This is a genomic window from Marinobacter lipolyticus (assembly GCF_018424605.1).
Classification (GTDB): Bacteria; Pseudomonadota; Gammaproteobacteria; order Pseudomonadales; family Oleiphilaceae; genus Marinobacter; species Marinobacter lipolyticus_B.
Genome location: NZ_QTKT01000009.1, coordinates 65,086 through 87,034 on the forward strand (window position 1 = coordinate 65,086; position 21,949 = coordinate 87,034).

A 21,949-nucleotide genomic window follows, 5' to 3' on the forward strand; every position below is an offset into this window, starting at 1 on the left:
CTCCCTGCCTTTGAGTGTCGCGGAGTATACCGGAAGTTGTCCACAGCATCCTCTAACCTGCTTATTTACCCCGCAAATGCCCGTAACGTGGACGTCCTGTAAGCTTTTCCACGGAATCTGTGGATAAACCTGTGCAAAATCGCGGGGCAACGGTTGCCATCCCTTGATAACTGCGCCAGCCTACAGATTGATCATTTTTTAACCAGTTATTTTTTATATTATTTTCAATGAGATACAAAGCATTTGCATAAAAGGCCAGGCTGTGCCGACACAATGTGGCGAATTCACCGTTTTGTCACGGTGTGCATAATTCACACACATGTACCATTTTTCCTGTTACCCCGATCAAGCCCGATTTTACCGCTATAATGGCCAACAAACCTGCTGAAGAGTCATGCGATGACACTCCCGTCAACCTCCCCCGTTTCTCACCCGCCGGACTTACAGGCTGAGCGACACGCCGCCTCAAGGGTGACCATCATCGGCATGGTGCTGGATGCGGTACTGGGGGTGATCAAAGTCATTGCCGGTGCACTTTTTCATTCCCAGGCGCTGATTGTCGATGGCATTCACTCCTTCAGCGATGTTGCATCAGACCTGGTTGTTCTCGGGGTAATGAGGGTTTCCCGCCAGGCGCCGGATCAGAACCACCCCTATGGCCATCAGCGCATCGAGACGATGGGCACCATGGTTCTCGGCAGTATCCTGATTGCCGTCGGGGCAGCGCTGGCGTGGGATAACGTTCTGCGACTGATCGAAGGCGCCGCCGATCAGGTCCCCGGCTGGCCGGTGCTGGTCGCCGCGGCAGCGTCGGTTGCTGGCAAAGAATGGATCTATCGCTATACCCGTCGTGTAGGCCAGGCGATCCGCTCCGACCTGATCATAGCCAATGCCTGGCACAGCCGTACCGACGCGTTTTCGTCCGTTATTGTGCTGTTTTCAACGGTCGGTGCAATGAGCGGCTGGGTCTGGCTGGACATCCTGGCAGCCGTGGCAATCGCCGGAATCGTGATGCACATTGGCTGGACGTTTACCTGGGATGCGGTGAAGGAGTTGGTCGATACCGGCCTGTCACCAGAGGACACCGACATGCTGAAGCGAATTGCCCGCGATACCGAAGGTGTGCGGAATGTGCATGAGCTACGCAGTCGACGCATGGGGCATGACATCCTGCTGGACATTCATCTGGTGGTGCCCCCGGAGATCAGTGTCTCCGAGGGTCATCAGATCGGCATGCAGGTAGTGGCAGGAATGCGGGACGCCCTGGATAACATTCGCGACATCAACTTCCATATCGACGCGGAAAATGATCAGGAGCACCTGCAGACGTCCGAGCGGCTACCCTCACGGGAAGCCATTCGCAGCCTGCTTGCCGAACACCTGGGGGAATTGCCGCCCCACACGCGGCTTCGCCTGCACTACCTCCGAAACAAGGTCCACATGGAGCTGTTCGTTGACAACGCCGGCGATGCACCGCAGCTGGAGAGCGCTGAGGTAAACCAGCAGCTTGCGGACTACCCCTGGTTCGGCAGTGTGCGGATCTGGTACAGCTCCCGTTAACGCCGGCGGTTGTCTTCCATTCGCGACAGAAACTCCTGCATGATCAGTGTGTAGAGCTCGCCACCGAGGAATCGGTCCTCCACGCCCGCATCGATACTGGGGTTGTCGTTGACTTCGATGACCGCCACCCGGTTGCCGGATTGTTTGATGTCCACACCGTACAGTCCATTGCCAATCAGACGGGTGGCATTCAGCGCCGCCTGAATGACATTGCGTGGCACTTCATAGGTGGGCATGGTTTCGAAGCCACCGCTGTCCACTTGCGGCCCGCCGTGCTGGTAGATCTGCCAGTGGCCTTTGACCATGTAATACTTGCACGCGTATATGGCCCGCCCGCCCAGCACGCCGATGCGCCAGTCGTAATCGGTATAGAGATATTCCTGCGCGAGCACCAGTGCGGACTGCCGGAACAGCTCCTTCAGCCCCGCCTTCAGTGTTTTTTCATCCTCCGCCTTGGTCACCCCGCGGGAAAATGCGCCATCGGGAATCTTGATCACCACCGGAAACCCAAGCTCGCGAACCACCTGCTCAGCCGCATCCTTCTGGTCTTTGGAGAGAATCAGGGTTTTCGGCGTAGGCACTTTGTTGTTCTTCAACAAATCTGCAAGAAACACCTTGTTGGTGCAGCGCAGGATAGAAACGGGGTCGTCGATCACCACCATGCCCTCGGCCTCGGCCTTGCGGGCAAACCGGTAGGTGTGGTGGTCGATGGCGGTGGTTTCACGGATAAACAGCCCGTCGTATTCCGGCAGGCGCATATAATCCCGGCGACTGATCTGCTCCACGTTAATCCCCAGCTTACGCCCGGCCTTCTCGAACCGGCCGAGGGCCACCTTGTCGCTCGGCGGCATTTCCTCTTCCGGGTTAACCAGCACCGCCAGATCAAAGCGGTAGCGGCGACGGGTGCGGGGTTTACGCCAAACCATGCTGCTGAAGCGATCAAACGCCGAGGCGAAAACGTCCTGCTCCTGCTCGCTGAGATCGGCCGGCGCCGCCGGCTTCATGGACTCAATCTGCCAGTTTTTCCGGCGCTTGAAGACGACCTCCAGAATCGGACAGGGAAACCGCTCGAACAGCGCACGGGCCACCGGCTTCAGGTCGGGGTGCTCGGCCTGGCCGAAATAGGTACGGATCCGCACTTCGTGTGTTGCGTGGCGCTCGTCACTGGCCGGATCAATCTCGGAGCCGGCGGCGTCCAGCCAGTTGGTGACGCTGGCATCGAGCTCATCGAGCTGCAACGAGAACAACCCTTTTCGGCTGAGGTCGTTCAGGGTCATCACCGACGGCACCACGTGGTGACCTCGCGCTTCTGCCAGAAGCGAACAGTAGTAGCCCCGGCTCAGATACTTTGCACTCTGGCACAGGTTGATGACCCGTACGCGGCTGGTCGCCGGCGAAGAAAACTGAAGGTACTGGTCAAAGCTCAACACGTCTTCACTGGGGTAATACGGCGCCCAGTCTTTGGCGCGGTCCACTACGATGAGCAAACGGGACATGAAGTTCCTCCTTGAGGATAAATCCCTTTGATTTGCCGGCAACAATACGCTTGGCCCTGCACCCGTACAATCCCTTGAAGATGCGTGCTTTTACGCATAATGGCGCACTTTGCGCCTGCAAGACTCTCTACCATAATAGCCGGATACGGGAAGCCTGCGAGCCGGCCCGACCACGACGTACCCAAGGCACCGTTCTATGTCCGATGTAACCCTGCGCCTGGCCAGCAACCATGACCTGGACGCCCTCATGGCGCTGGAAAACCGTAGCTTCAGTGCAGACCGGCTTTCGCGCCGGAGTTTCCGCCGGTTTCTGGACATGCCACGGGACCGCCTCATTGTTGCGGAACTGGATGATCAGCTGCTTGGCTACTGCCTCGTTCTGATGAACGCCGCAACACGATTGGCAAGAATCTACTCCATTGCGGTGTGTCCGGATGCGCGCGGCCGCGGCGTGGGCGAGAAACTGATACGGGCCGCAGAAAAAGAAGCCGCTGACGCCGACCGTATTGTGATGCGACTGGAGGTGCGCGAGGACAACAGCGCCGCCATTGCGCTTTACCGTCGCCTAGGTTATCGCCAGTTCGGTACCTACCGGGATTATTACGAGGACCATGGCGATGCCCTTCGCTTCGAGCGGCGAATTCTGTTCTATGAACCGACGCGGCAGTTTCCCAAGGTACCTTATTACCCTCAGACCACGGAATTTTCCTGCGGCCCGGCCGCACTGATTATGGCCATGGCCACGCTCGACGAGCAGCAGCCGGTGACCACCCTCGAAGAGCTCAGAATCTGGCGCGAAGCCACCACAATTTTCATGCTGGCGGGGCATGGCGGTTGCGGCCCCCACGGGCTTGCGCTGGCAGCCTGGAATCGCGGCTTTCACGCCAGCGCCTGGATCAGCAAGGAAGGAGCGCTGTTCAAGGATACGGTGAGGAATGACGACAAGAAACGGGTCCTGGAACTGGTGCATGAGGGCTTTCTGCACGACATAGGCCAGACCGGCATCCAGCTGCACCACGACCCGCTGACTCTGGCCGGAATGGAGGAGGCACTCGAGGAAGGGCGCGTGCCCGTCATTCTGATCAGCACCTGGCAGCTGAACCGCAGCCGTGTACCTCACTGGGTAACCGTGTGCGCCATCGACAATCAGTTCGTGTACCTGCACGACCCGGAAATCGATGTGGACGCCGGTGAGACCGTGGCCGACAAGCAGTATCTGCCCATCGACCGGCGGGTGTTTGACCGGATGTCCCGCTATGGCAGCAACCAGCCATTGCAGGCTGCGGTGATCGTCGGGCCACCCCGCTAGGCGCTTAGCCGGTTCGCAGCGCAGCCTCTTTCAGCTCGGCGATATCATCCCGCAGACGGGCCGCGGTCTCAAAATCCAGTTCCGACGCGGCCTTGTACATCTCATCCTCCAGCCGCGCCACTTCCTTGAGTACCTCCTGCGGTGACTTGTTGCCGGTTCGTGCACGGTATTGCTCGGCTTCCTCCGCCGCTTTCTGGCCCGGCCGCTCAGCCTTGCGTCGGCCCCGACCGCCACCACCGGCGCCTTCCATGATATCGGCAATCTTCTTGTTCAGCCCCTGGGGCGTGATGCCCTGCTCCAGGTTGTGGGCTTCCTGTTTGCTGCGGCGGCGTTCAGTTTCGTCGATGGCCTTCTGCATCGACCCGGTTATGCGGTCGCCATACAGGATTGCCTTGCCATGGATGTTGCGGGCGGCACGGCCAATGGTCTGAATCAGCGACCGTTCGGACCGCAGGAAGCCTTCCTTGTCGGCATCGAGTATCGCCACCAACGAGACTTCCGGCATATCCAGCCCTTCCCGCAACAGGTTGATACCGACCAGCACGTCAAACTCACCCTTACGCAGATCACGAATGATCTCCACCCGCTCCACCGTATCAATGTCCGAATGCAGATAGCGGACGCGAATGTCGTGTTCCATCAGGAAGTCGGTCAGATCCTCCGCCATGCGCTTGGTCAGGGTGGTGACCAGTACCCGTTCGCTGACGGCAGTGCGCGCGCGGATTTCCGACAGCAGATCGTCCACCTGGGTCGAGGCGGGGCGCACTTCGATTTCCGGGTCCAGCAGCCCCGTCGGGCGGACCACCTGTTCAACCACCTGCCCGGCGTGCTCGGCCTCGTAGTTTCCGGGCGTGGCAGAAACAAAAATCATCTGGGGCGCAATGCGCTCCCATTCGTCAAACCGCATGGGCCGGTTGTCCAGAGCCGAGGGCAGCCGGAAGCCATACTCCACCAGGGTTTCCTTGCGGGAACGGTCACCTTTGTACATGGCACCGATCTGGGGAATGGTGACGTGGGATTCGTCCACCACCAACAGCGCATTGGGGGGAAGATAGTCGAACAGGGTCGGCGGCGCTTCGCCAGGCCGCCGCCCCGAGAGGTAACGGGAGTAGTTCTCGATACCGTTGCAGTAGCCCAGCTCCAGCATCATTTCGATGTCATAGCGCGTACGCTCTTCCAGACGTTGCGCTTCCACCAGGCGGTTGTTGTCCCGCAGTTGCTGCAACCGCCCGTCCAGCTCCACCTTGATGTGTTCGACCGCGTCCAGCACCGTTTGCCGTGGTGTCACATAATGAGACTTGGGATAGATCGTCACCCGTGGCACCCGCCGCAGCACCTCGCCGGTGAGCGGGTCAAAATAGCTCAGGTTCTCCACCTCGTCGTCAAACAGCTCGATGCGGATCGCTTCTTTTTCGGATTCCGCCGGGAACACGTCGATCACATCACCGCGCACGCGGTAATTGGCCCGATGAAATTCAATGTCGTTGCGGGTGTACTGCAATTCCGCCAGGCGCCGCAGGATATAACGCTGATCAATCTGATCGCCGCGATCCAGATGCAGCATCATCTTCAGGTAGGACTGCGGATCGCCGAGACCGTAAATGGACGACACCGTCGCCACGATGATGGCGTCGGGGCGCTCCAGCAGTGCCTTGGTGGCGGAAAGCCGCATCTGCTCGATGTGCTCGTTGATGGACGCGTCTTTTTCAATGAACGTATCCGACGACGGCACATAGGCTTCCGGCTGATAATAGTCGTAGTAGGAAACGAAGTACTCGACCGCGTTGTCCGGGAAGAACTCCCGGAACTCGCCGTACAGCTGTGCCGCCAGAGTCTTGTTGTGCGCCATGATGATGGTGGGACGCTGCACCTGCTGGATCACATTGGCGACAGTGAACGTTTTGCCGGAGCCGGTCACCCCGAGCAGGGTCTGATGGGCAAGCCCGGACTGGATACCATCCACCAGGCCCTCAATCGCCTTGGGCTGGTCACCCGCCGGCTGGAATGGGGAATCGACCTTGAACGCACCGTCTTTCATCAGCGCGCCGGTTTCTGAAGTAGCCATAAGCGGCGGACAACCTCCGGTGAAGGGTTCAGAATTTCAATCATTGCAGTTTACAGAGAAATTTATCGTTACGCTGGCTTCATGGTACCATCACTGCGATCAACGACCGCCGGCGGACCTTCCGGAACAACGGGATGCCGGCGTGTCGGAGCCCTATCAGACGCAGCTTTAAGGAGCGCAAGTTTGGACCTTCAACTTTCCAGCCGAGTACAGGCAATCAAGCCCTCTCCCACCCTCGCTGTTACCAATAAAGCAGCCGAACTGCGCGCTGCAGGCCAGGACATTATCGGCCTCGGTGCCGGCGAGCCGGACTTCGATACCCCAGAGCACATCAAGAAGGCAGCTATTGAAGCCATCAATAACGGCCAGACCAAATACACTGCGGTGGATGGTACGCCCGCTCTGAAAAAGGCGACCATTGCGAAGTTCAAACGGGACAACGGCCTGGAATACGAAGCCAACCAGATTCTGGTAAGCAGTGGTGGCAAACAGAGCTTTTTCAACCTCGCACTTGCCACTCTGAACGCGGGTGACGAAGCCATTATTCCAGCACCCTACTGGGTGTCGTACCCGGACATGGTGCTGGTGGCCGAGGGTAAGCCGGTGATTATCGAAACCAGCGCCGACACCCGGTTCAAGATTACCCCGGAGCAGCTGGAAAGCGCCATCACCGAGCGCACGCGCCTGTTCGTCATCAACAGCCCGTCCAATCCCAGCGGCATGGCTTATACCCTTGAAGAGCTGCAGGCGATTGGTGAAGTGCTGAAGAAGCACCCGAACATCATGATCGCCACCGACGACATGTACGAGCCGATCCTGTGGACCGGCAAGCCGTTCTGCAACATCCTGAATGCGACGCCGGAGCTGTACGATCGCACGTTTGTTCTCAATGGTGTGTCCAAGGCCTATTCCATGACTGGCTGGCGCATCGGCTACGCCGCTGGCCCGGCGAAGATTATCGGCGCCATGAAGAAGATTCAGTCCCAGAGCACCTCCAACCCGGCCTCGATTTCCCAGGCTGCTGCCCAGGCCGCCCTGGATGGCTCACAGGAGTGCGTGGGTGAAATGGTCAAGGCGTTCAAGGAACGCCACGACTGGCTGGTGGACGCCCTTAATAAGCTGCCCGGCGTGGAGTGCCTGAACGGCGACGGAACCTTCTATGTGTTCCCAAGCTTCCAGGGCGCCATTGACGCGGATGCCAGTGTCAGCACTGACGTGGAGTTCGCGGAGAAGCTGCTCACCGAAGCCGGCGTGGCTCTGGTTCCGGGCTCTGCGTTTGGCTCGCCCGGTCACATGCGCCTGAGCTTTGCAACCAGCATGGATAACCTGAAAAAGGCCATTGAGCGGTTGCAGAAAGCCCTCGGCTAAAAAGTTTTTGCCAGGGGTTGACGGGGCGGTATAGCCACCTTAATATACGCGCCTCGTCACATGACGACGTTCCCCGATAGCTCAGTTGGTAGAGCAACGGACTGTTAATCCGTTTGTCGCTGGTTCGAGCCCAGCTCGGGGAGCCACTATTCTGAAAGCCCGCTAATTCTCTGAGTTAGCGGGCTTTTTCGTTCTTGGCCTTTATGGTTTTTATTCCTGCCTGGATTGGTGATCGCTGTTTTGGCTCTGCCCTAGCCTGCTTGGGTTGGTGCAAAGGTTTGATGGGGCCTTTCTCCCAAAAACCGCTACGAGCACATCCATGTGCGCTTCTTTCGGGCCATCCTTGGCCCTCAAAATTTTTGGGAGAAAGGCCCCATCAACCCCATTAAGCTTCAGAGGTATAGTCCAGATAGTCGTAGGTTGGGTGAGAGAAGCGTAATCCGACCTACGTTGGTGACTATTGCAGCATTGCCAAAATGGTGTGGCTGGAACCGCCTCCCAAAAATTTCGGAGGCCATGGATGGCCGGAGAGAAGCGCACACGGACGTGCTTGTAGCGGTTTTTGGGAGGCGGTTCCAGCCACACCACCCCGCCAAGCATAAAGGCTAGGGTCGAACTAGATTACTAGGCACCAAAGTCAGCCGCCAAGATCTCAGAGTGAATAGCCTCCAAAGCCGCCAGAGGATCAGAGGCCTGGGTAATCGGCCGCCCGATAACCAGGTAGTCGGATCCAGCCTTGAGGGCGTCCGTAGGAGTCATGATGCGCTGCTGGTCGCCTTTGTCGGCAGTGAGGGGGCGGATTCCCGGGGTGATCAGTTTGAAGTCGGTGCCCTGCTCCGCTTTCAGTTTCGGAGCTTCCTGTGCGGAGCAGACGACGCCGTCGAGACCGCAGTTTCTGGTCAAGGTGGCCAGACGGGAAACGTGAGCTTCCGGGCTGTCCTGAATGCCGATACCGGCAAGATCAGCCGCCGACATGCTGGTCAGCACGGTCACGGCAATCAGCAGCGGACGGTCTTCACCGAAGGCTTCGAGACGTTCACGACAGGCAACCATCATGTTCTCGCCGCCTGAGGCGTGCACGTTCACCATCCATACGCCAAGATCTGCGGCGGCCGCGACAGCAGCCGATGTGGTGTTCGGGATATCGTGGAACTTCAGATCCAGGAACACATCGAAACCACGATCCTGAAGACCACGCACCAACGCCGGACCGGAACGGGTGAACAGCTCCTTGCCGACCTTCAGGCGGCACTTCGACGGGTCGAGCTGATCGACCAGCGCCAGCGCCGGGGTTTCTGAAGGGAAATCGAGGGCAACGATGATTTTCGGATCGGTGTTGGTTTGCACAGTCAGGTCCTGCAGGTAATCGAATCGAAAGGATTATTCAGCTTCCACACCCTGTATCGGGCGAACGGTTTCCCATTGCTTACAACTGGGGCAGAGCCAGTGTAACTGCCTGCCGGAAAAGCCGCAGCTGACACAGCGATAGACCGGCCGGTTAACAAGGATCAGGTGGCCAATGCGGCTAACCAGTCGGCCCTCGTCGGTGCTCATGCCTTTTTCGTAGCCGGCCATTTCCACCAACCGCAGCAGGCCGCGAACACTCGGACGCACTTCCAGCTCCAGCCGCAGCAATTCAATAGCCGCCGGCCGGCCCGACGCTCGCTCAACCGACTCCACCAGCGCCAGTAGCAAGCTGGTGCTCGGCCAGGTTTCATACAGTTTGCGGAGTTTCTTGACCAGCCTGCCGATGTCTCCGTGCTCATGCTCCAGCTTCATCAGCCGGTCCACCGCTTCCGAGCCAAATTCGGGGTTCTGGTCAAATACCTTGAGACTCTGGCTGGCCGCCTCTTTGAAATTGCCATGCCGGATCTGCAACTTCATCAGGATGAACGTCGCCCGCACACAGGAGCGATCGTAGTCCAACGCTTCCTTCGCCAGCTTCTGCGCCCCCCAGCGCTCGTCCTTCTTGAAGGCTTCGTCGGCGAGCTCGCAGGTTATGTAGGCCAGCATTTTCTGGACCGCTGGATCGGCCTGTCCATTGGTCAGTGTCCGCGCCACCTGGGCGGCCTTGCCCCACTCTTTTTCCTGTTGATACAGCTCGATCAACTGCAACGCGCACTTGCGCCCGTAGTCTCGATCGCCCATCAACTCATGTAACAGTGCTTCCGCCCGATCCAGCAAGCCGGCGTTCTGGTAGTCCAGCGCCAGCTCATAGGTAACCTGGGGTGAGAATCGCGGGGGCAGCTCCGGGCGTGCCAGCAGGTTCTGGTGAATCAGTATCGCGCGATCGGTTTCACCTTTGAGGCGGAAATGGGCGCCAATGGAAAGGTGCAGGCTGACGGTGTCACGATTAACGGCCAGAGATTGGACAAAGTTCTCCACGGCCTGGTCGGAATAATTGGTAAACAGGAACTGCAGGCGATCTCTCACCGACTCTTCATCGGCAATGACTTTTTTCGAGCGCCGCGAGGAGCCTCCGAGACGCCCGGCAAACCAACCGGCGGCAACAGCCACGGTCAGAAGCAGCCACTGAAACACGATTTCCATTAAAGCGTCCGGTCGTTCTCGGCCCTGGATTTCTCCAATGCCTGCTCGGTGCGAGCAAGTTGTTTCTGCAGGTTTCGACGTGAGACGGTAGCCCGGAAGGTTGCCAGCATGGTGATAACGACACCCACCAGGGCTCCGAGTACAAAAGCCATAATGATCCAGACAGCCACACCATGGGGCTGAGTCTCATACACCAGGAAGTTGAGAGATACCGCCATCTGGTTGTTGAGAGAAAAAACCAGCGCCACCAGGACGAGCAACAAAACCAACAGAATAATCAGAATTTTCTGCAACCCTGCCATTGCCGTAGTGCTCCTCCAGAGATTCGGTGATCCCGAACAGTGTCATTCCAATAGACTGCGGTCAGAAGCCTTTTTTCAGGCTGTCGTTCACCTGTTCGCGCAATTCCTTGCCTGGCTTGAAATGCGGTACGAACTTGGCTGGCAGCTGAACCGCCTCGCCGGTTTTGGGGTTCCGGCCCGTTCTTGCCGCACGATGGTGCAGGGAAAAGCTGCCGAAACCACGGATCTCGATCCGTTGTCCATTAGACAGGGACTGAGACATATGCTCAATGATAGTTTTTACAGCCAGTTCCACATCTTTCACGGAAAGCTGCGTCTGTTTGGACGCAATCAGCTCAACCAGTTCAGACTTCGTCATGAGGCTCATCCCTCTTATTTATTATCGGACAGCCGGTTTCCAGCTCCATGACCCTAGTTTAGCCAAACCAGAAAAAAACACAAAAAAAACGGGCTCTTAGAGCCCGTTTTTTTCGTACCAACCGGAAAACTTATTCCTTGTTGGCGTTTTGCTGCTGCATCTGCTCCTTGATGAGATCACCGATGGTGGTCGCACCAGAAGATTCTGCAGTCTTGCCACGAACAGTTTCGATCGCCTGCTTGTCGTCTTCAACGTCCTTGGACTTCACGGACAGGTTGATAACACGATTCTTGCGATCGATGCTGATGATCTTGGCTTCAACTTCTTCGCCTTCCTTAAGCGCGTTACGTGCATCTTCAACACGGTCACGGCTGATTTCAGAGGCTTTCAGAACAGCTTCAACTTCATCGTTCAGAGCGATGGTGGCGGCCTTGGCGTCAACGGCGGAAACAGTGCCCTTGACGATGGAGCCCTTGTCGTTCAGCTGTACAAACTCGGCGAAGGGATCGCTTTCCAGCTGCTTGATACCGAGGGAGATACGCTCACGCTCCGGATCAACAGACAGGATAACGGTTTCAACTTCGTCGCCCTTCTTGTACTCGCGAACGGCTTCTTCGCCAGTCTCGTTCCAGCTGATGTCAGACAGGTGAACCAGACCGTCGATGCCGCCATCCAGACCGATGAAGATACCAAAGTCAGTGATTGACTTGATCTTACCGGAGATGCGGTCACCCTTGTTGAAGTTGCTGGAGAAATCTTCCCACGGGTTGGACACGCACTGCTTGATGCCCAGGGAGATCCGACGACGCTCTTCGTCGATATCCAGAATCATCACGCCCACTTCGTCGCCTACCTGGACAACCTTGGACGGATGGATGTTCTTGTTGGTCCAATCCATTTCGGAGACGTGAACCAGACCTTCAACACCTTCTTCCAGCTCGGCAAAGCAGCCGTAGTCGGTCAGGTTGGTTACACGTGCGGTAACCTTGCTGCCTTCCGGATAACGACCCTTGATATCGACCCAGGGATCTTCGCCCAGCTGCTTCAGGCCCAGAGATACGCGGTTACGCTCGCGGTCAAACTTGAGGACCTTCACATTGATTTCGTCGCCCACATTCACGATTTCGCTCGGATGCTTGATGCGCTTCCAGGCCATGTCGGTGATGTGCAGCAGGCCGTCAACACCGCCCAGATCTACGAACGCGCCGTAGTCGGTCAGGTTCTTGACGATACCTTTGATTTCCAGACCTTCGGTCAGGGTTTCCAGCAGAGCTTCACGCTCGGCACTGTTTTCAGCTTCCAGAACGGCGCGGCGGGAAACAACCACGTTGTTACGCTTCTGGTCGAGCTTGATGACCTTGAATTCCAGCTCTTTGTTCTCCAGGTGCGCGGTGTCGCGAACCGGACGAACGTCTACCAGAGAGCCCGGCAGGAAGGCACGGATGCCAGCCAGATCGACGGTGAAACCACCCTTGACCTTGCCGTTGATAATGCCCTTGACCACTTCTTCCGCTTCGAAGGACTTCTCGAGTACCTTCCAGGCTTCAGCGCGCTTGGCCTTCTCTCGGGACAGACGGGTTTCGCCGAAACCGTCTTCAACAGCATCGAGAGCTACATCGACAACGTCGCCAATAGCAACTTCCAACTCGCCTTTTTCGTTCAGGAACTGGGAGGCGGGGATAACGCCTTCGGACTTCAGCCCGGCGTTAACGGTGACCCAGTCGTTGTCGACGTCAACTACGGTTCCCTGGACAATGGAACCCGGTTGCATGTCAATTTCTTTCAGGCTTTCTTCAAAAAGATCCGCAAAGCTCTCGCTCATTATGTGTCCTATATGATCAACGCAAGTGTGCTCCGTGTTACCAGCAACACGGTCTGTTAGTAGTGTCCGGAAGCAGCCTGTGGCTGGCAGATAACGCTGCATCCGGCATTCCAACGACAAAAAGGTGTAGTCAGGCCTGACCTGCTGCGGCCATACACCTGTCTAACACCTCTTCTATGCTCAAACCCGTAGAATCAATGACTTGCGCATCATCTGCTGGCTTGAGCGGGGCTGCAGAACGGTTCATATCCCGCTCATCGCGAACCCGTATCTCTTCCAAAAGGACATCAATGTTAACATCGACCCCGGCGTCCTTCAACTGGCTGTAGCGTCGGCGGGCCCGCTCTTCGGCACTGGCGGTGAGAAAAATCTTCACCGGAGCATCCGGGAACACAACGGTCCCCATATCCCGGCCATCAGCAACCAGCCCCGGCGCCTGCCGGAAATCCCGCTGGCGCTGGAGCAGCGCATCGCGGACCGGCTGCATAACGGCAACCCGTGAGGCGTTGTCCCCGGTAGCTTCGGTGCGGATATCCCCGGTGACATCCTCACCGGAAAGTATAACCCGCACCGGCTCACCGGGCGCGGTTGGCTCGAACGCCACGTCAAGATTGGCAGCCACCGCGACCAGGCCGGCTTCATCGTCCAGGGACACGCCCTGCCGGGTTGCGGCGAGTGCGGTCAGGCGATAGAGCGCACCGCTGTCCAGCAGATGCCAGCCAAGCCGTCTGGCCAGCATCTGGGTGATCGTGCCCTTACCGGAACCGCCGGGGCCGTCAACGGTGATCACTGGCGCCATAACGGAGGACATCACTCCCCTCCTTCGGCGGCAATGCGGATCCCGGTCTGAAGCGCCAGATCCACGAACCCGGGGAACGACGTCGCCACATTGGCGCAGTCGGTCACCTCAATATCACCAACGGCGCACAGGGAGGCCACCGCGAACGACATGGCAATGCGGTGATCGCCGTGACTGTCGACTTTGCCGCCGCCAATGGTCTGGCCACCCTCGATAACAATACCATCCGGTGTGACCGTGGTTTCTACCCCCAGTTCCGCGAGCCCGTCGGCCATAACCTGGATACGGTCGCTTTCCTTCACCCGCAACTCTTCGGCGCCGCGCAGCACGGTCTTGCCCCGGGCGCAAACCGCCGCAATGAACAGCACCGGAAACTCGTCAATGGCCAGCGGCACTTCCGCTTCCGGAATATCAATCCCCTTGAGCTGTGCCGAGCGAACCTTCAGGTCCGCTACCGGCTCACCGCCAATTTCCCGCTCTGCCAGCACTTCAATGTCCGCACCCATCATGCGGAGGATATTGATGACGCCGACCCGGGTCGGATTCATCCCCACGTGGCGCAGCACCAGCTCGGAGTTCGGCGCAATGCTGGCCGCGACCAGGAAGAAGGCGGCTGATGAGATATCCGCGGGCACATCGATGGCGGTGGCGGTCAAGGTACCGCCGCCCGATACGCTCGCCGTCCCGTTATCCCGGTGAACGTGGTAACCGAAACCCGCCAGCATCCGTTCAGTGTGATCCCGCGTAGGCGCGGGCTCGGTGACCGATGTCACGCCCTCGGCATAGAGACCGGCCAGCAACAGGCACGACTTGACCTGCGCTGAGGCTACCGGCATTTCGTAATGAATACCGGTAAGGTGCTGACCGCCGCGAATCTTGAGCGGCGGACGTCCGCCTTCAGCGGTATCGATGACCGCTCCCATCGCTCTCAGCGGATCGGCCACGCGCCCCATCGGACGTTTGGACAGACTGCTGTCCCCGGTCAGCTCGGAGTCAAACGTCTGAGCCGCCAGCAGGCCGGAAAACAGGCGCATCGCGGTGCCCGAATTGCCGAGATAAAGCGGACCACGGGGCGGCTGGAGCCCATTCAGGCCCACACCGTGAATGCGCACGAAGCCGTCGTCCGGGCCTTCGATGGTAACGCCCATGTCGCGAAAGGCCTGCAGTGTGGCGAGACTGTCCTCGCCCTCAAGGAAGCCTTTCACCTCGGTGATCCCCTCTGCCAGGGCACCGAGCATGATGGAGCGGTGGGAGATGGATTTGTCGCCAGGCACCCGGATATCGCCGGTGACACTGCCGCCGGGCTGAAGCCGGAACGTTACCTGTTTCTGACTGTTGTTTGTCACGTAAGCCTGTCCTGAAAGCATTCTCGAAAAATGTTCCCGCGCCGCCTTGGCGCGACTGAAAACTCTGAGCAGGGTCGCACTGTCCTGATTCGCAATGGCCGTGCGCAGCTGGTCCAGATCGTGGGTAAAGTGATCAATGCCACGCAGGACCGCATCCCGATTGGACAGGAATATATCGTGCCACATCACCGGGTCACTGGCGGCAATGCGGGTAAAGTCCCGGAAGCCGCCCGCCGCATAACGGAAAATATCCATATTCTCATCTTCACCGGCCAGGGTATCGACCAGTGAAAACGCGATGAGATGAGGTAAATGGCTGGTCGCCGCCAGCACCTCGTCGTGATACGCAACCGACATGGTCAGTACGGTAGCACCACAACCTTCCCACAAGGCCCGCAAACGCATAAGCGCGGATGAATCGACGTTTTCTGCCGGCGTCAGAATCACTTTGTGATTGGCGAACAGGTCCGGGTTGGCCGCACGGATACCGCTTTTCTCCGATCCCGCTATGGGATGCCCGGGAATCACCGTTGGCGACACCTCGCCAAACACCGCCTTCACATCCTCCACAAAACTGGACTTGGTGCTGCCCACATCGGTCAGCACCGCACCGGCTGAAAGGTAAGGTTTCACAGCGTTGAGCACGTCGCGGGTGGCACGAACCGGTACCGCCAGCACCACCAGATCGCTGCCGGTCACTGCGTCCGCGATGGAGGCCGCCGCTTCGTCAATAACGCCCAGCTCCACGCCCAGGGCAAGCTCTTCCTCGCGGGTGTCGGTACCGACCACCGTGGCCGCCAGCCGGTTAACACGCACCGCTTTCGCCAGCGACCCGCCAATCAGTCCCAGCCCGATAACGGCCATGCGCTTGAATGCTGGCTCAGCGATCGCCACGGCTAGGCTCCCTGACTGTCACGGCCAAGGGCTTTCGCCAGCGCCTGCAAAAGCTTGGCGTTTTCGTGCTCCAGGCCGATAGACACCCGCAGGTGCCTGGGCATCCCGTAACCGCCGACCGGGCGCACAATCACGCCTTGCGTCAACAGCGACTGATAGATCTCCATGGCGTTATCGCCCACCTCAACCGCGATGAAGTTGCCAGCGGATGGAATAAAGGGCAGATCAAGTGCCCGGAAGCCGGCCTCCAGTTGCGCCATGCCGGCGGCATTTACCTCGCAGGATCGCTGCAGGTACGCCGCGTCACCAAGTACTGCAGTGGCTGCCGCCAGCGCGATGGTGTCGACGTTGAAGGGTTGGCGCACCCGGTTGAGAATGTCGGCAATGGCCGGTGAACTGATGCTGTAGCCCACCCGCAGTGCCGCCAGCCCCCAGGCCTTGGAAAAGGTCCGGCAAACGATGAGGTTCGGGAAGCGGGACAGCAGTGTCACGCCGTCAGCGTAGCCGTCGCCCTGCAGGTATTCACAATAGGCCTCATCCAGCACCACCAGCACCCGGGCAGGAATCTTTTCCAGGAACGCCAGAACCGCCTCGGCGCCATGCACCGTGCCGGTCGGATTGTTGGGATTGGCAACAAACACCAGTCTGGTGCGCTCCGTGATCGCCGACGCCATGGCATCCAGGTCGTGCCCCCAGTCTCTGGCAGGGACCGACACACCACGGGCGCCGATGGCCTGGGCGACCAGCGGATACACCGCAAAGGCGTATTGCGAGAACACCACTTCGGAATCCCCATCGGCAAAACAGCGCGCGATCACCTCCAGCAGGTCATTGGAGCCATTGCCCAGGGTAATCTGCGACGTCTCTACGCCGAAGCGCGCCGCCAGGGCCTGCTTGAGATCAAAACCATTGCCGTCGGGATAGAGACAAAGCTCGCCCAGGGCGTCACGCGCTGCCTCCAGAGCTTTCTCGCTGGGACCAAGGGGGTTTTCATTGCTGGCCAGCTTGACGATGTCGTCCGGATTCAGACCCAGCTCACGGGCCAGCTCGGCAATGGGCTTGCCCGGCTGATACGGCGACAACGCCTGAACGCCCCGGACCGCAAGACTCTGATAATCAACCATCAACACACCTTCCTGATCATCGCCTTACAGAACCCCGATCGGATAAGACCCCAGCCGTTTCAGTTCTACGGCCTCTTCATCAATTTCCGCCAGCACTTTGCGCACCTGTTCATCGTCCGTATGCCCCTCGAAATCGATGTAGAACACGTACGCCCAGGTACCGCTGGGGGATGGCCGGGTTTCGATCCGGGTCAGGCTGAGGCCGTGGCGATGGAAGGGCTCCAGCAGCTGGTAAAGGGCCCCGGGTTTGTTACGCATGGAAACCAGAATCGAGGACTTGTCATGACCGCTGGCAGGCACTTCTTCGCGACCGATAATAAGAAAGCGCGTCGTGTTGTCCGGACGATCCTCAATGCTACTGGCTTCTTTTTCCAGACCGTACAACTCGGCGGCCATATCGCCGGCGATGGCAGCGGCACCCGGCTCTTCCGCCGCACGACGCGCCGCTTCCGCGTTACTGCTGACGGTGATCCGCTCAATGCCGTAGCGGTGGGTATCCAGCCATTGACGGCATTGCGCAAACGATTGCTGGTGCGAGTAGATCCGGGTGATTTCCTGATCCTTGTTCGCCGGCGATACCAGCAGGTGATGGTGAATGCGCAACTGCACCTCACCGCAGATCTTCAGCGGCGAGGACATGAACATGTCGAGAGTGTGATTGATCATGCCCTCGGTGGAGTTCTCCACCGGCACCACGCCATAGTGGGCTGCTCCGGATTCCACTTCGCGGAACACCGCATCAATGGCAGGCAGCGGCACGCTGACCACGGAATGGCCAAAATGCTTGAGCGCCGCAGACTGGGTGAATGTGCCCACGGGCCCGAGGAAGGCTATGTGCATGGGCTTTTCCAGCGCCAGGCAGGCGGACATGATCTCACGGAACAACCGCGCCATCTCTTCGCCGGACAACGGCCCCGGATTCTGTTCCTTGATACGACGCAGTACCTGCGCCTCGCGCTCGGGGCGGTAGAAAAACACGTCCTGCTGGGGGTTGGCCGCCATCTTCACGTTGGCCACTTCCTGGGCACATTTGGCGCGGGCGCTGATCAGTTCCATGATCTGCTGATCGAGCTGATCAATCTCGTCCCTCAGTTCACCCAGTCGGGTTTGCTCATCGGTCATGATCAGCCACGCTCCCTGGCAAATTCCGCCATGTAGGCGATCAGCGCATCCACGCCCGCCTCGGGCATGGCGTTGTATATGCTGGCACGCATACCACCAACCGAGCGATGGCCTTTCAGGTTCAGCAGCCCGCGCTCATCGGCACCCTTCAGGAACGCACCATTGAGTGCATCGTCAGCCAGCGTGAACGGCACATTCATCCAGGAGCGGAAACGAGGATCAATGGGATTGGCGTAAAAGCCGCTGTTATCGATGAAATCGTAAAGCTTCCGCGCCTTGCGATGATTGATCTCTCCCATCGCCGTGACCCCACCCTGGGCCTTGAGCCATTTGAAAACCAGCCCGGCCAGGTACCAGGAATAGGTGGCCGGGGTGTTGTACATCGATTCGTTATCGGCGATGACCTGATAATTCATCATCGTCGGGGTTTCCCGACGGGCCTTGCCCAGAAGATCCTTGCGGACGATCACCACCACCAGACCGGACGGCCCGATGTTCTTCTGTGCGCCGGCATAGATCAGCCCGAATCTGGAAACATCCAGAGGCCGGGACAGCATGGTGGAGGACATATCCGCCACCAGCGGCACATTGCCGCTGTCCGGCACAAAGTCGTATTCCAGGCCGCCGATAGTCTCATTCGGGGTGTAGTGCAGGTAGGCCGCGTCGGCACGGGTATCCCATGCACTCTGCTCCGGAATCGTGGTGAAACCCTCCGCTTCGCTGCTGGCTGCCACGTGGACATCACCGTAACGGCTGGCCTCGGCAATGGCTTTTTTGGACCAGATGCCGGTGTTGATGTAATCGGCGGAAGACTTGTCACCCAGCAGGTTCAGCGGGATGGTCGAGAACTGACTCGAAGCTCCACCCTGCATGAAGAGTACCGCGTAATCATCTGAAATACCGGCCAATTCACGCAGGTCTTTTTCGGCCGTTTCGGCGATCTCGACGAACTCATCACTGCGATGGCTCATTTCCATCACGGACATGCCCGTGCCGCGCCAGTCGAGCATCTCATCCCGTGCCTGTTGCAGCACGCTTTCCGGCAAGGTTGCCGGGCCTGCACAAAAGTTATACGCCCTGCTCATGTTCCTGTGATCTCTCAAGTCTTACCTGTCGTTCCGCGAAATCGGCTGGCGTTATTCTTCGCCAGCACCCTCTTCCGCGTTGTCTGCGCTGCCTTCACCCGCGTTTTCAGGCTCCGCAACGGCCTCACCAAGCTCGTCGGCGTCGTCACTTTCGGCAATACGCTCGACACCGACCAGGCGCTCGTCTTCCTGGCTCAGCTTGATCAGGCGCACGCCCTGGGTATTCCGGCTCAGCACCGATACTTCGTCAGTGCGGGTACGCACCAGGGTGCCCTTGTCCGAAATCAGCATCATTTCATCGCCGTCGAACAGCTGCAGTGCGGTGACCAGATTGCCGTTCCGTTCCGAGCACTGCATGGCAATAACGCCCTGACTGCCGCGGCTGTAGGTCGGGAACTCTTCGATGGCAGTACGCTTGCCATAACCGTTTTCACTGGCCGTGAGCAGCACGCCACCTTCCTGCGGAATAATCAGCGATACCACGTGATGGCCTTCCGGCATACGGATACCACGAACCCCGCGAGCCGTGCGGCTCATCGGGCGCACCGCTTCTTCGTTGAAGCGCACGGCCTTGCCCGCGGTGGAGAACAGCATGACTTCGGCATCGCCCTTGGTGATGGCGGCGCCGATCAGGGTATCGCCCTCATCCAGGGAAAGTGCGATCAGGCCACTGCTGCGCGGACGGGAGAAGTTTGGCAACGGAGTCTTCTTCACCACACCGGCGGAGGTGGCCATCAACACGAACTGGTCTTCCGGGTAATCCCGCACCGGCAGGAAGGTGGTGATGCGCTCACCTTCGTCCAGCGGCAGGATGTTGATCATCGGACGGCCACGGGACGCGCGGCTGGCGCGGGGAATCTCGAACACACGCAGCCAGTACACCTTGCCTCGGTTGGAGAAGCACAGAATGGTGTCGTGGGAATTGGCCACCAGCAGCTTCTCGACGAAATCCTCGTCTTTCATGGAGGTGGCGGCCTTGCCGCGGCCACCACGGCGCTGGGCCTGATAGTCTTCAACGGCCTGAGTCTTGGCGTAACCACCGTGGGAAATGGTCACCACCAGGTCTTCTTCATCAATCAGGTCTGCGATAGTCAGGTCGCGCTGGGAGCTGGTGATTTCGGTGCGGCGCTCATCGCCGAACTCGGACACCACCGCTTCCAGTTCTTCGCGAATGACCTGCATGAGACGATCCGGGTCTGCAAGGATTTCCAGCAGACCGGCGATCTTCTCGAGGATTTCCTTGTACTCATTCTGGAGCTTCTCGGTTTCCAGACCGGTCAGACGGTGCAGGCGCATGTCCAGGATGGCCTGGGTCTGCTCCGGAGACATGTAGTACAGGCCATCCCGCAGGCCGTAGATTTCCGGCAGGTCGTCGGGGCGGCAGGCATCCTCACCGGCACGCTCCAGCATCGCCAGCACATCGCCCGGCGCCCAGCCCTTGGACATCAGCTTTTCTTTCGCTTCAACCGACGTCGGCGAGGCCTTGATCAGCTCGATCATCTCGTCGATGTTGGCCAGGGCAACGGTGAGGCCTTCCAGGATGTGGCCGCGCTCACGGGCCTTACGCAGCTCGTAGATGGTCCGTCGGGTCACCACTTCACGGCGGTGGCGCACGAACGCGTCGAGCATTTCCTTCAGGTTCAGGATCTTCGGCTCGCCGTTGATCAGTGCCACCATGTTAATGCCAAACACGGTCTGCAGCTGGGTATGGGCGAACAGGTTGTTGACGATGACCTCAGGGTTCTCACCACGACGCAGTTCAATCACCACGCGGATGCCTTCCTTGTTGGACTCATCCCGCAGCTCGGTGATGCCTTCGAGTCGCTTTTCCTTGACCAGCTCGGCGATCTTCTCGATCAGACGGGCCTTGTTCAACTGGTAGGGCAGCTCGGTGATGATGATGGCATCGCGGTTGGTTTTCTTGTCGTGCTCGATCTCATGACGGGCGCGGATATAAATGCGACCACGCCCGGTACGGTAAGCCTCAACAATGCCGGCCCGGCCGTTGATAATGCCCTGGGTGGGGAAATCGGGACCGGGAATGAATTCCATCAGCTCGTCGATGGTCAGATCCGGGTTATCGATCAGCGCCAGACAGCCATTGACCACTTCGGTCAGGTTGTGGGGCGGGATGTTGGTGGCCATGCCCACCGCGATACCGGAGGAACCGTTGACCAGCAGGTTCGGAACCCGGGTCGGCAGCACTTCGGGAATGCGCTCGGTGCCGTCGTAGTTGTCGACGAAATCCACGGTTTCCTTGTCGAGATCCGCCAGCAGCGAATGCGCGACCTTTTCCATGCGAATTTCGGTGTAACGCATGGCAGCGGCGTTGTCGCCGTCAATGGAACCGAAGTTGCCCTGACCGTCTACCAGCGGATAACGCAGGGAAAATGGCTGGGCCATACGAACAATGGTGTCGTAAACCGCAGAGTCACCGTGGGGGTGGTATTTACCGATAACGTCACCGACCACACGGGCGGACTTCTTGTACGCCTTATTCCAGTCGTTGCCAAGCTCGGACATGGCGAACAGAACACGACGGTGAACCGGCTTGAGGCCGTCACGAACATCCGGGAGCGCCCGGCCAACGATTACGCTCATGGCGTAATCGAGGTAGGACTGCTTCAACTCATCTTCAATATTAACCGGCAGGATCTCTTTGGCTAACTCACCCATCGAGAAAGGTTCCTTTGCGTTTGCTGGAAGTCGTTTCAGGGCTTTATACGCGCCCCGTAGTTATTCTTTAACA

The 21,949-nt window shown here is 58.7% G+C and carries 16 protein-coding genes and 1 tRNA gene; 4 read left to right on the top strand and 13 right to left on the bottom strand.

Translation table 11 applies throughout. From position 1 onward, the window contains the following. Positions 1–399 precede the first annotated feature (399 nt). Positions 400–1,560: a cation diffusion facilitator family transporter gene (locus DYI22_RS12925; RefSeq protein WP_213478510.1), complete on the top strand. Its 1,161-nt coding sequence runs from the start codon at positions 400–402 to the stop codon at positions 1,558–1,560. On the opposite strand, the gene DYI22_RS12930 is transcribed toward DYI22_RS12925, so the two are convergent. Next, positions 1,557–3,056: a RimK family protein gene (locus tag DYI22_RS12930; RefSeq protein ID WP_213478511.1), complete on the bottom strand. Its 1,500-nt coding sequence runs from the start codon at positions 3,054–3,056 to the stop codon at positions 1,557–1,559. The genes DYI22_RS12925 and DYI22_RS12930 overlap by 4 nt on opposite strands. Positions 3,057–3,252: 196 nt before the next feature. Between DYI22_RS12930 and rimI the strand changes: the two genes are divergently transcribed. Further along, the gene (gene rimI / locus DYI22_RS12935; protein WP_213478512.1) at positions 3,253–4,365 is read left to right on the top strand and encodes a ribosomal protein S18-alanine N-acetyltransferase; all 1,113 of its coding nucleotides are present in this window, start codon (positions 3,253–3,255) and stop codon (positions 4,363–4,365) included. Positions 4,366–4,369: 4 nt separating this feature from the next. Here the strand turns inward: rimI and uvrB are convergent, their stop codons facing one another. After that, a complete protein-coding gene (uvrB, locus tag DYI22_RS12940) occupies positions 4,370–6,403 on the bottom strand; it encodes an excinuclease ABC subunit UvrB (RefSeq protein ID WP_228301021.1) in 2,034 nt (677 codons plus the stop codon). A 210-nt stretch (positions 6,404–6,613) separates the two neighbouring features. On the opposite strand from uvrB, the gene DYI22_RS12945 reads away from it, so the two are divergent. Together DYI22_RS12945 and DYI22_RS12950 are read left to right on the top strand one after the other, a co-directional pair. After that, complete coding sequence (locus tag DYI22_RS12945) at positions 6,614–7,798, top strand: pyridoxal phosphate-dependent aminotransferase (RefSeq protein ID WP_213478514.1); 1,185 nt, start codon at positions 6,614–6,616, stop codon at positions 7,796–7,798. A gap of 70 nt (positions 7,799–7,868) precedes the next feature. Then, positions 7,869–7,944 (top strand) — tRNA-Asn (locus DYI22_RS12950). Between the two features lie 478 nt (positions 7,945–8,422). Here the strand turns inward: DYI22_RS12950 and pyrF are convergent. The 11 genes from pyrF to gyrA form a co-directional block, all read right to left on the bottom strand. Next, the gene (pyrF, locus tag DYI22_RS12955; RefSeq protein WP_213478515.1) at positions 8,423–9,145 is read right to left on the bottom strand and encodes an orotidine-5'-phosphate decarboxylase; all 723 of its coding nucleotides are present in this window, start codon (positions 9,143–9,145) and stop codon (positions 8,423–8,425) included. A 33-nt stretch (positions 9,146–9,178) separates the two neighbouring features. Beyond that, entirely contained in the window at positions 9,179–10,348 is a 1,170-nt protein-coding gene (gene lapB / locus DYI22_RS12960) for a lipopolysaccharide assembly protein LapB (RefSeq protein ID WP_213478516.1), read from the bottom strand. Beyond that, positions 10,348–10,650 (bottom strand): LapA family protein, encoded by a 303-nt coding sequence (locus tag DYI22_RS12965; RefSeq protein WP_213478517.1) that lies wholly within the window; start codon positions 10,648–10,650, stop codon positions 10,348–10,350. The genes lapB and DYI22_RS12965 overlap by 1 nt, the downstream gene beginning before the upstream one ends. A gap of 61 nt (positions 10,651–10,711) precedes the next feature. Further along, complete coding sequence (locus DYI22_RS12970; RefSeq protein ID WP_012139425.1) at positions 10,712–11,008, bottom strand: integration host factor subunit beta; 297 nt, start codon at positions 11,006–11,008, stop codon at positions 10,712–10,714. Between the two features lie 130 nt (positions 11,009–11,138). Continuing rightward, positions 11,139–12,830 (bottom strand): 30S ribosomal protein S1, encoded by a 1,692-nt coding sequence (rpsA, locus tag DYI22_RS12975; protein ID WP_213478518.1) that lies wholly within the window; start codon positions 12,828–12,830, stop codon positions 11,139–11,141. Between the two features lie 130 nt (positions 12,831–12,960). Next, the gene (gene cmk, locus DYI22_RS12980; protein ID WP_213478519.1) at positions 12,961–13,641 is read right to left on the bottom strand and encodes a (d)CMP kinase; all 681 of its coding nucleotides are present in this window, start codon (positions 13,639–13,641) and stop codon (positions 12,961–12,963) included. Further along, entirely contained in the window at positions 13,641–15,839 is a 2,199-nt protein-coding gene (locus DYI22_RS12985; RefSeq protein WP_228301023.1) for a bifunctional prephenate dehydrogenase/3-phosphoshikimate 1-carboxyvinyltransferase, read from the bottom strand. The genes cmk and DYI22_RS12985 overlap by 1 nt, the downstream gene beginning before the upstream one ends. 32 nt (positions 15,840–15,871) lie before the next feature. Next, on the bottom strand, positions 15,872–16,996 hold the full coding sequence (gene hisC / locus DYI22_RS12990; RefSeq protein ID WP_213478521.1) for a histidinol-phosphate transaminase: 1,125 nt from the start codon (positions 16,994–16,996) through the stop codon (positions 15,872–15,874). Between the two features lie 21 nt (positions 16,997–17,017). Then, positions 17,018–18,115: a prephenate dehydratase gene (gene pheA, locus DYI22_RS12995; RefSeq protein ID WP_213478522.1), complete on the bottom strand. Its 1,098-nt coding sequence runs from the start codon at positions 18,113–18,115 to the stop codon at positions 17,018–17,020. Between the two features lie 2 nt (positions 18,116–18,117). Next, positions 18,118–19,200 carry a 3-phosphoserine/phosphohydroxythreonine transaminase gene (gene serC, locus DYI22_RS13000; protein WP_213478523.1) on the bottom strand — a complete coding sequence of 361 codons (1,083 nt, stop codon included), beginning with the start codon at positions 19,198–19,200 and terminating at the stop codon, positions 18,118–18,120. A 51-nt stretch (positions 19,201–19,251) separates the two neighbouring features. Next, positions 19,252–21,876: a DNA gyrase subunit A gene (gyrA, locus tag DYI22_RS13005; protein ID WP_213478524.1), complete on the bottom strand. Its 2,625-nt coding sequence runs from the start codon at positions 21,874–21,876 to the stop codon at positions 19,252–19,254. Between the last annotated feature and the right edge of the window lie 73 nt (positions 21,877–21,949).